The sequence below is a fragment of the Frankia sp. RB5 genome (assembly GCF_059816245.1).
In genome coordinates, this window is record NZ_JCBATA010000017.1 from 1 (window position 1) to 14,809 (window position 14,809).

The following is a 14,809-nucleotide window of genomic DNA, read 5'->3' on the forward strand; positions in this document are numbered from 1 at the left end:
ATCTTGCTGTTGACGATCAGGATGTACGGGTCGTCGAGGACGGCTTCCTGACGGTCGGCGTCGGTGACGAAGTACGGCGAGATGTAGCCCTTGTCGAAGCGCATGCCCTCGGTGAGCTCAAGCTCCAACCCGAAGGTGTTGCTCTCCTCGACCGTGACCACACCCTCCTTGCCGACCTTGTCGAGCGCCTCCGCGATCAGACCACCGATGGCGTTGTCGCCCGCGGAGATCGACGCCGTGGAGGCGATCTGCTCCTTGGTCTCGACCTCCTTGGCCTGCTTGGAGAGCTCCTCGGAGACGCGCTCGACCGCGACCTCGATGCCCTTCTTCAGGCCCAGCGGGTTCGCACCGGCGGCCACGTTACGCAGACCCTCGCGTACCAGGGCCTGGGCCAGGATCGTCGCGGTGGTGGTGCCGTCACCCGCGACGTCGTTGGTCTTCTTCGCGACTTCCTTGACGAGCTCCGCGCCGATCTTCTCGTACGGGTCCTCGAGCTCGATCTCCTTGGCGATGGAGACACCGTCGTTGGTGATCGTGGGGACGCCCCACTTCTTCTCCAGAACGACGTTGCGACCCTTGGGGCCGAGCGTGACCTTGACCGCATCGGCCAGCTGGTTCATGCCGCGCTCCAGGCCGCGCCGAGCCTCCTCGTCGAAGGCGATGATCTTCGGCATGGTTTCTGGGTCCTCCCAGTGGGATGGCAGGGTTCGATGGCCTGGCCACAACGACGCCCGCGACGGACGGTCCCCGACGGCACCAGAATGGGCGGATCGGGCAACCTCGCCGTTTCAGCCTTGGCACTCCCCAGGGGAGAGTGCCAAGTCCTGTTTAGCACTCGACATGGGAGAGTGCAAGCTCGCTCCCGTCGAGTGAGGCCTCGAGTCGCCTGCCTGTCACCCGCCCGTCACCCGCCCGTCGCTCCCGCCCAGTGGGGTACCGGGTCGCTCGATCGGGGGTGGTGGCGGTCGGTCAGTCGTCCCCGAGTCCCGCGGCCTCGAACGCACGCAGAGAGGGCTTGATCGTGGCGGTCGGGCCGCCGGTCTCGACGAGGGGGTCGAGGGTCTTCAGCCCGTCGCCGGTGTTGTAGATGACGGTCTCGGCGGCCGGGTCGAGCAGCCCCTCGCGCAGCAGGCGGCGCAGGTTCGCCACCGTGACGCCGCCGGCGGTCTCGCCGAAGACGCCCTCGGTGCGGGCCAGTAGCCGCATACCCTCGACGATCTCCTCGTCGGTGACGTCGGTGATCGCGCCGCCGGTGCGCCGCGCGACGTCGAGCGCGTAGGGCCCGTCGGCCGGATTGCCGATCGACAGCGACTTGGCGATCGTCGACGGCTTCACCGGGGCGACCGTGTCGCTCCCGCGGGCGAAGGCGGCGGCCACCGGGTTGCAGCCCGCGGCCTGCGCGCCGAACACCTTGTACGGCGTCGGCTCCACCAGCCCGAGCTTGCCGAGCTCGCCGAACGCCTTGTCCACCTTGGTCAGCAGTGAGCCGGACGCGATCGGCACCACGACCTGCTCCGGCAGCCGCCAGCCGAGCTGCTCGGCCACCTCGTAGCCCAGCGTCTTGGAGCCCTCGGCGTAGAACGGCCGGACGTTGACGTTGACGAATGCCCACTCGTACTCGCCGGCCAGCTCGCTGCACAGCCGGTTGACGTCGTCGTAGGTGCCCTGGATCGCGACGAGCGTCCCGCCGTACACGCCGGTGGAGACCGTCTTGCCCGCCTCCAGGTCGTGCGGCACGAGGACGACCGAGCGCAGCCCGGCACCGGCGGCGTGCGCGGCCACGGACTGGGCGAGGTTGCCGGTCGACGCGCAGGCCACGGTGGCGAAGCCGAGCTCGCGGGCGGCGCTGAGCGCCACCGAGACGACCCGGTCCTTGAACGAGTGCGTCGGGTTGGCGCTGTCGTCCTTGACGTACAGCGTCTTCATGCCGAGCTCGGCGGCCAGGCGCGGAGCCGGGCGCAGCGGCGTCCACCCGGCGCCGAGCGAGACACGCCGCGCCGGGTCGTGGCCCGCGGGCAGCAGCCCGACATAACGCCACAGGTTGCGCGGCCCGCGTTCGATGGACTCCCGGGTGACCCGGCCGAGCAGATCGGCGTCGTAGGAGATCTCCAGTGGGGCGAAGCACTCCACGCACACGTGGGTCGGGGAGAGCGGGTAGGTTGCGCCGCAGTGACGACAGGAGAGGCCGACGGCGGGATTCGCGACGTCGAGGGCGGAGGCGGAGGCGCGCTCGGGCGCGAGAGTCATAGAGGAGCTCCTCATCTTTCCCGCGTGGCGGTCTGCCGCGGGTCGGAATTAGCACCTGCCGCGCATCGGATGCGGGTGGTTGCCGGGGCTTCGCTGGGCCGTTCCCTCTGCCCCTCTGGATGAGCCAGATGAAGTTGTCTGTCCGTACTGTAGACCGTGTGCGGGCGATCGTGCAGCGGTGTTTCACGCTTCACGTTCGGGTAGGGCCTCACCGGCAGACCAAGGAGTCCATGACTGTGAGTATCCGCGTCGTCTACACCGATCTCGACGGCACGATGGTCGGCCCGAAGGGCTGCTTCTTCCGTGCCGAGGGTGGGGCGATCACCCTGGAGCCGGCGCGGGCGCTCACCGAGCTGCACGCGGCCGGCATCGCGCTGGTCCTGGTCAGCGGGCGGACCCGGCCTCAGCTCGTCGAGGCGGCGCAGATCTTCGGCGCGGACGGCTTCATCGGCGAGCTCGGCGCGATCGTCGGCTGGAACGACGGCCTGGACAGCGAACTGCTGCGCGGCGCGATGCCCCCCGAGTACGACCAGGTCCCCACCGAGCTGCTCGACCGGCTGATCGAGCGCCACCCCGGCCGGCTCGAGCTGCACACCCCCTGGCACGCCGGCCGGGAGGTCGACGTCATGCTCCGCGGGCGCATCGACGTCCCCGAGGTCGACGGCTGGCTCGCCGAGAGCGGCTTCTCCTGGCTGAGCATGCGCGACAACGGCCTGATCTCCCCCGCGCACATGCCCCACCTCGGCGGTTCGCCGCACGTCTACCATCTCGTCCCCGACGGCGTCGGCAAGGGCGACGCGGTCGCCCACGACCTCAAGCGCCGCGGCATCGCGCCCGCCGAGGCGATCGCGATCGGCGACTCGGCCAGCGACCTGGAGATGGCCGCGCACGTCGGCCGCATGCACCTGGTCGCCAACGCGCTGCGCCACCCCCACATCAGCGAGCACCTGGCCCGCTACGACAACATCACCGTCGAGTCGGGCCCGGTCGGCGCCGGCTGGGCCAGCGCCGTGCGCACCGCCCTCGCCGAGTAGGGTGCCGTCACGCTTTGTGATCTTTGTGTCGACCGCGGTGTCGGGTCGCTGTGGGTGAGGTCGCTGGTGGGGGTTGCAGGGCTGAGGGGCTACCTGTGTCGTTCTACCGGGTTCGGTGTCCGTTTCGTCCCGGCGATACAGGAGGACTCGTTCCCACGCATGCCCAGGAAATCTGGGTAACTCCGTAGCGATGTCCCCGGGACGCCTTCCGGACACCGGACGGACGACCTGCGGTCATGTCCGGCCAGCGCGGCGCCCGACGGGTGGGGCAAGCCCGGCCGGCGGGCCCGGCCACCCGCCCCGATGGCCTACCCTCCGCAGTGTGCAACGCATGCCGAGAGTCGAGCAGGGCGCACCCGCGCGCGCCTCGGCACAGGGAAGCAGGTCGCGGGGAGCCACGTCGCAGGGAGCTGCGGAATCGGGAACGGCCCGGGTGCTCGTCGCCTCCAACCGCGGCCCAGTGGCCTTCGCCGCCGGCGACGACGGGGAGCTGGTGCTGCGACGCGGCGCCGGAGGGCTGGTCAGCGGGCTGAGCCAGGCGGCGGCGGACGCGCCCGCCGAGGCGCTGCCGATGGTGTGGGTGTGCGCGGCCCTCGGCGACGCCGACCGGCGGGCCGTGCGCGCGACGCCGGGCGGCCGGCTCGACCTCGCCGGGCACGACACCGGCGGCACGGCCGTGCGGATGCTCGACGTCGAGCCGACGGTGTTCGACCGGGCCTACAACGCCATCGCCAACCGCACCCTGTGGTTCATCCAGCATCTGCTGTACGCACCGGCGACGCAGCCGGTGTTCGGGCCGGTGTTCCGTCGGGACTGGGCGGCCTACGAGGCGTACAACGACATGTTCGCGGAGGCCCTCGCGCACGAGGCCGCGCCGGGCGCCGCGGTGCTGGTGCAGGACTACCACCTGACCCTCGTCCCCGGGCGGCTGCGGGAGCTGCGACCGGACCTGCGCATCGCGCACTTCAGCCACACCCCGTGGGCGCCGCCCGAGTACTTCCGGCTGCTCCCGGACGACATCGGCGAGCAGATCCTGCGGGGCATGCTCGGCGCCGACCGCCTCGGCTTCCTCACCGACGCCTGGGCCGACGCCTTCGAGGACTGCGTGCGGGCCCTGCCGGGCGTCCGCGTCGAGCCACGGGAACTGCTCGTGGCGCCCCCGCCGGGAGGCTGGCCGTCCGGTGACCCCCAGGCACCGCGGACCGTGCGGATCGGTGTGCATCCGCTCGGGGTGGATGCCGACGAGCTGCGGGCGCGGGCAGGCGCGCCTGACGTCGCCGCCCGCGCCGCCGAGCTGCGCAGGGCGACGGCGGGCTGCCGGCTGATCGTCCGGGTCGACCGGACCGAGCTGTCCAAGAACATCGTCCGCGGCCTCGCGGCCTACCGCGAGCTGCTGCGCTCCCGCCCGCAGTGGCGCGGGAAGGTCACCCACCTGGTCTGCGCCTACCCGTCCCGGCACGATCTGCCCGAGTACCGCGAGTACACGGCCGCCGTGCTGCGCCTCGCCGCCGAGATCGAGGACGAGTTCGCCACCGAGGGCTGGCGGCCCCTGCGCCTGGAGCTCACCGACGACTACCCGCGCTCGATCGCGGCCCTCGCACTCGCCGAGGTCCTCGTGGTCAACCCGATCCGCGACGGGATGAACCTGGTCGCGAAGGAAGGGCCGGTGCTCTCCCACGACGGCGCGGCCCTGGTGCTGTCCCGGGAGGCCGGAGCCTGCGCCGAGATGGGCTCCGCTGCACTCGTGATCAACCCGTTCGACATCGAGGCGACCGCCGCGGCCCTGCACACGGCGCTGACGATGCCCCCCGCCGACCGCCGCCGCCGCGCAGACGAACTCGCCGCCGTAGCCGGCCTCCTCCCGCCGCGCATCTGGTTCACCGACCAGCTCGCCGCCCTCACCGCCGACTCCTAGCCCGTGCCTCGGGTTGCGATCTTTGCGTCGGCGTGTCGCGTCAGCGGTTCGAGGCCGTTCGCGGCGGCGGTCGGTGACAGCGTTCTGGCACTGTCACGGCGTTCCCTGCCAGAAACCTAGGGACAAACCGGACACGACACACGGGGAAACTGGCATCACGCTGCCTTCCCCGGCGGCCACTCCCCCTCCACGGGAAGTCCCCCGCCTCCTCGGCGTTCCGGTCGCCCCCCACACCGATATTGATCATGAACGGGTGGTGTCGGGATGCCGTAGGCGGGCGGCGGATGGCGGGCGGCGGGCGGAGGCGTCCACGCGAGGACGGCCCGACGGATCACACCTCGACACGCGGCCGAGGTGGACTGCCGACGGAGGTCGGTGACGCCGCCGCTGAGGCCGGCGGTGAAGTGGCCGCGGGCTGGCGCAGGTCGGCGGCGAAGCGTGCCGCCAGCTGGTGGCCAGGACGTTGCCACGACGACGTCCCGGCGCGCCGGCCGGTCGTTCGGGTCAGCCGCCGAGGCGGTCGAGGAGGACCTCGAGCAGGGTGACCATGCCGGTGGGGCCGGGGACGACGAGGTCCGCCGCCTCCCGTAGTACGTCCGGCACCTCGGGGCTGTCGCTGCACACGGTGATGCCGGGGATGCCGGCGGCGCGCAGCTCGTCCACGGCCGTGAAGGCCGGCAGGTCGCCGTAGTCGTCGCCGGCGACGAGCACCGAGCGGGCGCCACGGGCCGCGACGAGCTCACGCAGCGCCCCGCCCTTGTCGTGACCGGGCGGGCGCAGTTCCAGGACCTTCTTGCCGGGTGCGGCCTCCAGGCCGTGCTCCTCGGCGAGCGTCGTCAGCGCGGGGGCGAGCGCGCCGAGCGCCGCGTCCGGGTCGGCGGCCCGGCGCACGTGCACGACCAGAGCCTGGTGCTTGTCCTCGACGACGGTGCCGGGCGGGGCGTCGCGCAGCAGGTCGGGCAGGGCGGCGCGGACGGCGGCCACCCCGGGCAGCGGATCCGGACTGGTGATCTCCCGCGACCGCGAGTCCCATCGCTGCAGCCCGTACTGGCCGAGGATGATCAGTTCGCCGAGGTCAGGCAGCTTCTCCGCGCCGGTCAGCTCCAGCAGCGCGTCCACCGGCCGCCCGGTGATGATCGCGAGGGTGCCCACCCGGCGGGACAGCCCGCGCAGCGCCTCCAGCGCGCCCGGTGCGGGCACCGCGTCCGACGGGCGCGCGACGATCGGGGACAGCGTCCCGTCGTAGTCCAGCGCGATCAGGGCGCGGTCCGGCGCGGTAAGCAGGGCGGCGAGGCCGGCGCCACCGGCGGGGGTGCGCGGTGCGGGTGCGGGTGCGGACAGGCTGTGCGTGGATTCGGTCACGAGGCCTTCCCGGGTCGATGATGTCCGTCGAGATGGTCAGGGTTCGGCGGGGCGATCACGAGATCATTTTTCCGGGTCGGCGGGGAAGTCGCGAGTGATGACGAGGATGAGGGCACCGGGGACGACGATCCGGGTCTGCGAGCGGGGCACGATCTTCTCGATCCCGGGGACGGCGGCCTGCAGGGCCTTCGCGGCGTCCTCGTGCGTGTCGTCGTAGAAGATCGTCGAGACCGGGACGTCGTAGACCGACACGTAGTTGCCTTTGCGCTCGACCGGGAAACCGGCTGCCGCGACGCGGCGCGCCGCCACGTCGGCGAGCCCGGTGATCCGGGAGTTGTTCAGCACGACCACCGGGGCCGTGGGGCCTGGCTGACCCCCGGCACTCGCCGGGGCGGGCGGCGGCGTGTCGGTCGGTCGCGCCGCGCTCGATGCCGGCGGGCTCGGTTTCGGCGAGGCGGACGTGGGCCGAGCCGACGGCGTCGCCGACCGGGACGGCTCCAGCGTGGCGGCGTCGGGGGAGCGGGTCGGCGCCGCCACCGGCCCGCCGGAGCGCCCCGGGTCCGAGCCGCCGTTGACCAGGTTCACCAGCAGGATGCCAGCGAGGACGGCGAGGATCGCGACGGCAGCCGCCCACAGGCCGCGCAGCCGGTCGGAGCGCCGCGCCGGGGCTCGTCGCCGCCCCGGCGTGCTCGTGCCATGCACCATCCCCCGAACTACTCCTCGCTCCGGTCCCGCCGGTCCGATCGGGCCGCTCGACGCTGGTCGCGCAGCCGCCGAAGCCGGCGGACGAGCATCGGATCGGCGATCATCGCCGCCTCCGTGTCGATCAGCCGGTTGAGAATCTGGTAGTACCGCGTCGACGACAGGCCGAACTCGGCGCGGATCGCCTCCTCCTTGGCGCCGGGATGGCGCCACCACCCCTGCTCGAAGGCGAGGATGCGGCGGTCCCGCTCGGAGAGCTCCGCGCGCGCGGCGGCGCCCCCGGGGTGGGGTTGCTCGCTGGGCTGGGGAGCAGCCTGCACAGCGCGACCTCCTCAAGACGCGGCCGGGACGACGGGCACGGCCGGACGCACTGGTGCCACGCCCGGTATGGTTCGCCGCCCACTATTTCATCCTGTGGGTCCGACATCCCCGGTCGTCCCCGTCAGCACACGTTCCGGACCGTCTCGACCACGCCGCGGGCGACAGGGCACGGCACGCCCGTCGACGCCGGACCCGGTGTGCCGGCGCATCGGGGTCGGGCCGGCGCGCCCGGGCATCGGTGGTCGACTCCGTTCCAGGTCGCGTCTCGAGGTGAGATCTACTGACCGTCCGTGGCGACGGGCTCGCCGGGGCTGTCAGTAGGCTGGCGGGGTGAGCCGGCGCTTCACCCGTGTCACCGAGGACTTCGACTGCCTCGTCTGCGGGGCGGCCGTGCGCGGTGACGGCTACACCAACCACTGTCCCAGCTGTCTGTGCTCGCGCCACGTCGACGTGCACCCAGGCGACCGCGGGGCGGGCTGCGGCGGGGTGATGCGCCCGGTGGGCGTCGAGTTCGGCCCGCGCGAGACCGTTCTCACCCATGCCTGTGAGCGGTGCGGCGAGCGCCGCCGTTGCCGGACCTCGCCGGCGGACGACCGGGACGCGCTGTTCGCCGTCGCGTCCGCTGCGGCGACCGCGACGACTGGGATCTTCGCCCATCCCCGCACCCCCGTGGCACCCCCGAGGCGCCGCCGACGGGCGCCGGGCCACTGACGTCCCGCCAAGTCGCAGGCCGCGGGGTCCCGGCGGGCCCGCCGACGTCCCGCCGGGCTGGCGTCCCCAGGCCGCAGGCCACTGGCGACCCGCCAGGCCGCTGGCGTCCGGCGGCACCGCTTCACGTCGCGGATGCGCCGCACTTCGCGCCGCGCCGTGTTCCGGGTTCCGCCGCATCTCGCGGGACGCGGTGCGGTCGGGTGGCGCCGCTCGGATTGCCGAGGGTTCGCGCGGCCGGTGGCCGTGACCGCCGTCCTCCTCGGCAACCCGGCGACCGTACCGGCCGGGTCATCCCGGCGCGGCCGACCTCGGGGGTACCTCGGGGTGCCCGCGTGTCACCCGCGGGCACCCACGGGTGCCCGGCCTCGTCAGGGGTAGAGGCCGCGGGTGCGGTGCGCCTCGGCGACCCGGCTGACGCCGATGATGTGCGCCGCGCCGCGCATGCTGATGCCCTGTGTCGTGGCGAGCATGGCGACCTCGCCGTAGGCGCGCTCCATCAGCGCGCGCAGCCGGTCGTTGACCTCGTCCTCCGACCAGAAGTACGCCTGGATGTCCTGGACCCATTCGAAGTACGACACGGCGACGCCGCCGCCGTTGGCCAGGATGTCCGGCACGATCAGCACGCCCCGGTCATCGAGGATGCGGTCGGCCTCGGCGGTCACCGGGCCGTTGGCGCCCTCGACGATGATCGAGGCGCGGATCCGGTCGGCGTTCTCGACGGTGATGACGCCCTCGAGCGCGGCGGGGACCAGCACGTCGACGTCGAGCTCCAGCAGGTCGTCGTTGGTGATGGTGTCCGTGGCGGGGAAGCCGACGACGGTCTCCGCGCCGTCGGCGAGGTAGCGGATGAGCGCCGCCGGGTTGAGTCCCTGCGGGTTGTGGACGCCGCCCTTGACGTCGGACACCGCGACGACCTTGCACCCGGCGTCGTGCAGGTACTGCGCGGCCAGCGCGCCGACCTTGCCGAAGCCCTGGATGGCCACCGTCGTCGCGTGCGGGTCGCGGCCGGTCTGGCGCAGCGCGGCGAACAGCGCGAGCTGCACGCCTCGGCTGGTCGCCCCGGCCCGCCCGGCGGAGCCGCCGATCGACAGCGGCTTGCCGGTCACCACGCCGGTGGCCGTGTGGCCGGTGTGGGTCGAGTAGGTGTCCATGATCCAGGCCATGGTCTGCTCGTCCGTGCCCACGTCCGGGGCCGGGATGTCCTTCTCCGGCCCGATCAGCGGGACGAGCTCGGCCGCGTAGCGGCGCGTCATCCGCTCGCGCTCCTGACGGGAGAGCATCCCGGGCTCCACCGCGATGCCGCCCTTGGCGCCGCCGTAGGGGATTCCCATCAGCGCGCACTTCCAGGTCATCCACATCGCCAGCGCCTTGACCTCGTCGAGGTCGGTGCTGGGGTGGTAGCGGATGCCGCCCTTGCCGGGCCCGCGGGCGAGGTTGTGCTGCACGCGGTAGCCGGTCAGCACCATCATCTGGCCGTCGTCGCGTAGCAGGGGCACGCTGACGGTGATCGACCGTCGGGGCGTGCGGAGCAGTTCGTGCAGTCCGTCGTCGAGGCCCAGATGCCGGGCCGCGTTCGCCAGTTGAACGCAGGCCGTGTCCCATGCTGAGCCGGATCCGAGGATCACAGGCACCTCCGCGGCGCGTTTCGAGCCACCCTCCGCCGCCGGACGCGCCGCCGGGTCCGCCGGCCACGACACGCTCCGTTGCGTGCCATGGCAGTGACTCGATATGGCGGAAACAATAGGTGACACTGGCGGGCCCCCGCCGGGCGCATCGAGGGTGAGCCTCGACCCGCCCGGACGGGCGGGTACGGTCGCCCTCGTGCGCGCGGACAGGTCGCTCCCCCCGCCCGTCGCGGGCGGTACTCGGGGGGTGGCGCGCCCGGTGCCACGCGCGGTCGCGAGCGGCCCGGACGAGCCGGTGGCCACAGCCCGGAGTGGTCCGGGCACCGCCGGTCCCACCTTCGGGCGGCTGTGGGCGGGCTGGCTGGCGACCCGCGCGCTGCTCGCCGCCATCGTGCTGACCGGCCAGATGGTCGGTACCCAGCAGAACGTCCAGGGTGATCTCGACATCTACGCGGGCTGGGCGCACGGCCTCGCGCACGGCGGCGGGCTGCCGGCCGGCGATGACCGGTGGCAGTACCCGCCCGGCGCGGCGGTGGCGTTCGTCCTGCCGGAGCTGGCTCACACCCTTACGGCGGTGCCCTATCGGGCGGCGTTCGTCGTGCTGGCGCTGCTCGCCGACGCCGCGGCGACGGCCGCACTGGCCCGGCGGGACCGGCGGGCCGCGCTGGTCTGGGTGCTGGGGATCATCGCGCTCGGCCCGGTGGCGCTGGCCCGGTTCGATCTGCTGCCGGCGGCCGCGGCACTCGCCGCGCTGCTGGCGGTGGCGGCCGGCCGGCCGGGGCGGGCCGGGTTCGGCGTCGGGGTCGGCGCCCTGCTCAAGGTGTGGCCGGTGCTGCTGCTGGTCGCGCTGCCGCGGCCGGGCGCGCGGGTCGCGGCCCGGCTGGCCGGCGGGTTCGCGGGCGCGGTGGCGGCGCTGGCGGCGATCCTCGCGGCCACCGGTGCCCTCGGGGGCGTGTTCGGCTTCGTCGGCGCACAACGGGCCCGCGGGCTGCAGGTCGAGGCGGTCGCCGCGACGCCCTTCGTCGTCGCGCACATGCTCGGCGGGCCGGCACCCCGGTACTCGTATGGTGCCCTGCAGTTCGACGGTCCGCTCGCCCGCCAGGTGGCGGCCGTGTGCTCGCTGGTCGAGGTGGCGGTGATCGTCGCGGCGGCGGGCTGGTGGTGGCTGCGCGCGCGGGGGAGCACGGGGGCGTCGCCGGCCTGGCGGTCACTCGCGCTGGTCACTGTCGTGGTGGTGACCGCCCGGGTGCTCAGCCCGCAGTATCTGGTCTGGCTGCTGGCGCTGGCCGCCGCGGCGCTCGCCACCGACGCCCGCCCGCCGGGGTCAGGGCCGCCGCCGGGGTCAGGCCCGCCGCCGGAGTCAGGCCTGCTGCCGGCGTCGGGGGCGGACTCCGCGTCCGGGATGGAGCCGGCGCCGGGCTGGTGGCCGGGATCAGGGCGGCGGCTGGTGGTGGCGCTGCTCGCCGTCGCCGTGCTGTCCCAGGTCGTCTACCCGTGGCGGTATAACGACCTGATCCAGGGACGGATCGTGCTGTGTCTGGTGCTGGTGCTGCGCAACCTGGGGCTGCTCATGGTGTGCTGGTGGGCGGTGCGGGCCGCCGCCGCGCCGCGACAAGCGCCGCCGAGCCGGCCACGGCCGCGAGCCCCAGCAGCGTGACCAGCCCGGTCGCCCCGGCCCGGCCGAGCAACCGCCAGGTGGCCGCGAGCGGCGGCAGCGTCGCCAGGCACAGCCAGGCGGAGACGACGGCCGTGCCGGCGGCGGTGACGGCGCGCGCCCGGCCGGCCAGCAGCGCGGCGAGCAGCGCCAGCGCCGGCAGGCAGGACGCCAGGTACCACGGGTAGACGACTGGATTGCCCAGGGCCACCGCCAGCCCGCCGAGGCCTAGGACGGCGAGATCCGGCCGGGTGTCCAGCGCTGACGTCTCCTGCGCAACGGGGCCGCCGCCGCGGCGCCAGGCGCGCAGGACGAGGGCGGCGACGACGGCGGCCGCGGCCAGCAGGCACAGCGCCCGCGTCACCCGCAGCGTCGGGCCATGGCCGGGATGCGCGCCGACGAGGCCGAGCAGGCCGTTCACGAGCGTCGCGCACAGGGAGGCGGGGGCGATGCCGGTGCTCAGGGTGCCGGAGGTGGACAGCGAGTGGATCCAGGTCGGCCCGAAGCCGGCGGCGGCCGTGCACAGCCCCGTCGTGGCGGCGACGGCCACCAGGTCGCCGGCCAGGCGGGTGGCGCCGGCGTGCAGCGGCCGCGGCTCACGCCGGGCGGCCAGCAGATGGGCGACCATCAGCCAGCCGACGGCGAGCAGCGCGGTCGCCTTGACGTTGAAGGCCAGCGCCGCCAGCGCGGTCGCGGCGGCGCCGGTCAGTGGGTTCGACCCTGGCGGATCGCCCGCGCGGTCCACCACCAGCGCGGCGACGACCGCGGCGGCGACGAGGGCGTCCAGGTGCGCGCCGCCGACGAGGTGGATGACCACGACGGGATTCGCCGCCACCAGCACGGCGACCGCGGCGCGTGGCCCGGGCGCCGGGCCGGCGAGGCGCAGCGCCAGGGCGATCAGCGCGAGGGTGGCGAGCACCGCGACGATCCGCAGGACCACGACCGTTCCGGTCGGCCCGCCGCCGATGATCGCGGCGGCCCGCTCGACGGCCACCGCGGCGCCGCCGTACGGACTGTGGGTGAGCGACCAGCGCGGGTCGACGGCGTGGACGAAGGCGGGCCCCGACCCGTCGGCCGCGCCGGCGGTCAGCAGCGTCGCGATGCCGTGCGTCGCCGGGTCCAGGCCGAGTCGGGCCAGCTCGCCCTGACCGGCGTAGGCGTAGGCGTCCCGGCTGAACAGCGGCGGCCCGACGGCGAACGGCAGGCTCCAGGCCGCCGCGGCGGCGAGGCCCGTGCGGGTGCCGACCCGGCCGGCCAGCACCGCCCGGACCAGAACGGCCCAGCACAGGCCCAGCGTGATGACGCTCAGCGCGGAGACTCCGGCCAGAACGCCCCTCGTGGTCTCGCCAGGTGGTGCCGATGGAAGAATTCCCCACCAGAATGAGGGGTCGGTAACGTTCGGATCGCGTGGTCCGAGGCGTCCCTCGGCCACCATGGCCGCGAGCGCGGCGACGGCGCCGCCGACGACGAGGAGCAGGGAGGTCGAGTGTGACAGCACTCGCGGCAGCCGGTGCGCCCACCGAGGCGACGCCGGCGGAGCCTCGCGTGGCTGCACCACCGCAGACCCCCTTCATCGCTGTCGAACCTCCGCGGCGGCGCGGACCGCTCGCGCGGGGCGCGTTCGCCGTGGTCGCGGCGGTGCGCCGCTGGCCGTGGACGCTGACGGCCGCCCTGTGCCTGCTGTGCGCCGGGCTCGGCGTGACCGGCCCGGACACTCCCGCCCAGGACTACCGGGTGTGGCTGTTCCGCCATGGCGGGCCGGTCCTCTGGGACGATCAATGGTACGGCGGCCACACCATACCCGGGTACAGTGTGCTGTTTCCGCCGCTCGGGGCGCTGCTCGGGGTCGAGGTCATCGGCGCGCTGTCCTGCGTCGCCTCCACGATGATCGTCACCCGGCTGCTGCGCGGGCCGGGCCGGCGGCGGGGGCACGACCTCGTCCTGGTCTGGTTCGCCGTGGCGACGGTGGCGAACCTGGTCGTCGGCCGGATGCCGTTCGCACTCGGGATGGCCTTCGGCGGGCTGGCGCTGCTCGGCGCCCGCGAGCGACGCATCGCGCTGACCTGGACCGGGGCGGTGCTGTCGTCGCTGGCCTCGCCGCTGGCCGCCGGGTTCGTGCTGCTCGTCGGGTGTGCGCTGCTGCCGACGATCGGCTGGCGGCGGGTGCTGCCGTTCGCCGGCGCCGGCGCCGGCATCATCGTCGCGCTGGCCTTCCCCGAGGACGGCTACCAGCCCTTTCCCGCCCTGACCTACCTGTCGCTGCTGACCCTGATCGGCGTCGGTCTGCTCGTCGTCCCGCGCGAGGCCCGGCCGATCCGGCACGGTCTGCTGCTGTGGGCGGCCGCCGCCACCGTGTTCTTCGTGGTGCCGTCGCAGGTCGGGGGGAACATCACCCGGCCGGCGACGATGCTGGCAGGGCCTGCGGCGGCGCTGCTGCTCGCTGACCGGCGCCGGGTGCTCGCCGTGGTCGCGGTCCCGCTGATCGGCTGGCAGATCGGGCCGATCCACGGCGCGCTGCTCACCCAGGGCGATCCTTCGGCGAAGGCGTCGTACTACACCGGCCTGCTCGACTACCTGGACCGGGGCTCGCCGGTGCCGGCGGGACGGGTCGAGGTGCCGTTCACCCGGGCCCACTGGGAGGCTCGCTACGTCGCGCCGTCCGTGCCGATGGCCCGCGGCTGGCAGCGGCAGCTGGACAGCAAGTACAACGCGCTGTTCTACGACGGGACGCTGAACGCCCAGACCTACCACCAGTGGCTGCTCGCCCGTGGCATCCGCTACGTGGCGCTGCCCGACGTCGACCTCGACCCGTCCGCGGTCGCCGAGGCGAAGCTGCTGCGGGCCGGCCTGCCCTATCTCGACCTGGCCTGGCAGGACGCGCACTGGAAGGTGTGGATCGTCACCGACTCACCCGGCCTGGTGCGCGGGCCGGCGAGCCTGACCGAGCTCGGGGTGAGCTCGGTCGCGGTCGACTTCCACGCCCCCGGCATCGCCACCGTGCTCGTCCACTTCACCCCCTACTGGCGGCTGACGGACGGCCGGGCCTGCGTGTTCCGCGCCGCCGGCGGGTGGACGGGCATCCTCACCGAGTCGTCCGGACCGGTGCGGCTCTCGGCGCGGCTCTCGGTCGACGGGCTGACCCGGGCCAGCGCGCTGGACTGCACGGCGGGTCAGCGCATCGCCTGACGGATCGTGCGCCGCCGCCGCCGCCGCGCCCGCCCGCGCCCGCCCGCCCGCA

The 14,809-nt window shown here is 74.0% G+C and carries 12 protein-coding genes and 1 riboswitch; of the genes, 5 read left to right on the forward strand and 7 right to left on the reverse strand.

What is annotated here, in order from left to right:
* Together groEL and thrC are read right to left on the reverse strand one after the other, a co-directional pair.
* On the reverse strand, positions 1–674 hold a 674-nt coding region (gene groEL, locus AC6EXY_RS11000), incomplete at its 3' end, for a chaperonin GroEL (protein ID WP_499817299.1).
* A 295-nt stretch (positions 675–969) separates the two neighbouring features.
* Positions 970–2,247, reverse strand: a complete 1,278-nt coding sequence (thrC, locus tag AC6EXY_RS11005; protein WP_101833032.1) for a threonine synthase — start codon at positions 2,245–2,247, stop codon at positions 970–972.
* 8 nt (positions 2,248–2,255) lie between these two features.
* Positions 2,256–2,373: riboswitch (SAM riboswitch) on the reverse strand.
* A 110-nt stretch (positions 2,374–2,483) separates the two neighbouring features.
* Between thrC and AC6EXY_RS11010 the strand changes: the two genes are divergently transcribed.
* Both AC6EXY_RS11010 and AC6EXY_RS11015 read left to right on the forward strand, forming a co-directional pair.
* Positions 2,484–3,281 carry an HAD family hydrolase gene (locus tag AC6EXY_RS11010; protein WP_101833031.1) on the forward strand — a complete coding sequence of 266 codons (798 nt, stop codon included), beginning with the start codon at positions 2,484–2,486 and terminating at the stop codon, positions 3,279–3,281.
* A gap of 433 nt (positions 3,282–3,714) precedes the next feature.
* Positions 3,715–5,196, forward strand: a complete 1,482-nt coding sequence (locus AC6EXY_RS11015; protein WP_101833030.1) for an alpha,alpha-trehalose-phosphate synthase (UDP-forming) — start codon at positions 3,715–3,717, stop codon at positions 5,194–5,196.
* Positions 5,197–5,700: 504 nt separating this feature from the next.
* Here the strand turns inward: AC6EXY_RS11015 and otsB are convergent.
* From otsB to AC6EXY_RS11030, 3 genes are all read right to left on the reverse strand, one after another.
* Positions 5,701–6,558 (reverse strand): trehalose-phosphatase, encoded by an 858-nt coding sequence (gene otsB, locus AC6EXY_RS11020; RefSeq protein ID WP_499817300.1) that lies wholly within the window; start codon positions 6,556–6,558, stop codon positions 5,701–5,703.
* Between the two features lie 63 nt (positions 6,559–6,621).
* Positions 6,622–7,263 (reverse strand): LytR C-terminal domain-containing protein, encoded by a 642-nt coding sequence (locus AC6EXY_RS11025; RefSeq protein WP_101836333.1) that lies wholly within the window; start codon positions 7,261–7,263, stop codon positions 6,622–6,624.
* A gap of 8 nt (positions 7,264–7,271) precedes the next feature.
* On the reverse strand, positions 7,272–7,580 hold the full coding sequence (locus tag AC6EXY_RS11030; protein WP_499817301.1) for a DUF3263 domain-containing protein: 309 nt from the start codon (positions 7,578–7,580) through the stop codon (positions 7,272–7,274).
* A gap of 331 nt (positions 7,581–7,911) precedes the next feature.
* On the opposite strand from AC6EXY_RS11030, the gene AC6EXY_RS11035 reads away from it, so the two are divergent.
* A complete protein-coding gene (locus AC6EXY_RS11035; RefSeq protein ID WP_101836335.1) occupies positions 7,912–8,292 on the forward strand; it encodes an RNHCP domain-containing protein in 381 nt (126 codons plus the stop codon).
* Between the two features lie 368 nt (positions 8,293–8,660).
* Here AC6EXY_RS11035 and AC6EXY_RS11040 read toward each other — a convergent pair whose 3' ends face one another.
* Entirely contained in the window at positions 8,661–9,917 is a 1,257-nt protein-coding gene (locus AC6EXY_RS11040) for a Glu/Leu/Phe/Val family dehydrogenase (protein WP_101836343.1), read from the reverse strand.
* 259 nt (positions 9,918–10,176) lie between these two features.
* Here AC6EXY_RS11040 and AC6EXY_RS11045 point away from each other — a divergent pair, with 259 nt between their 5' ends.
* Positions 10,177–11,574, forward strand: a complete 1,398-nt coding sequence (locus tag AC6EXY_RS11045; protein WP_243408160.1) for a glycosyltransferase 87 family protein — start codon at positions 10,177–10,179, stop codon at positions 11,572–11,574.
* Here AC6EXY_RS11045 and mptB read toward each other — a convergent pair.
* Positions 11,486–13,129 (reverse strand): polyprenol phosphomannose-dependent alpha 1,6 mannosyltransferase MptB, encoded by a 1,644-nt coding sequence (mptB, locus tag AC6EXY_RS11050; RefSeq protein ID WP_499817302.1) that lies wholly within the window; start codon positions 13,127–13,129, stop codon positions 11,486–11,488. The genes AC6EXY_RS11045 and mptB overlap by 89 nt on opposite strands.
* Here mptB and AC6EXY_RS11055 point away from each other — a divergent pair.
* Positions 13,117–14,757, forward strand: a complete 1,641-nt coding sequence (locus tag AC6EXY_RS11055; protein WP_499817303.1) for a hypothetical protein — start codon at positions 13,117–13,119, stop codon at positions 14,755–14,757. The two genes, mptB and AC6EXY_RS11055, sit on opposite strands and share 13 nt — an antisense overlap.
* Positions 14,758–14,809 lie beyond the last annotated feature (52 nt).

Bases quoted from the DNA above. Each gene is read 5' to 3' on its own strand.
- thrC (WP_101833032.1), bottom strand. From the start codon at position 2,247: ATGACTCTCGCGCCCGAGCGCGCCTCCGCCTCCGCCCTCGACGTCGCG.
- AC6EXY_RS11025 (WP_101836333.1), bottom strand. From the start codon at position 7,263: ATGGTGCATGGCACGAGCACGCCGGGGCGGCGACGAGCCCCGGCGCGG.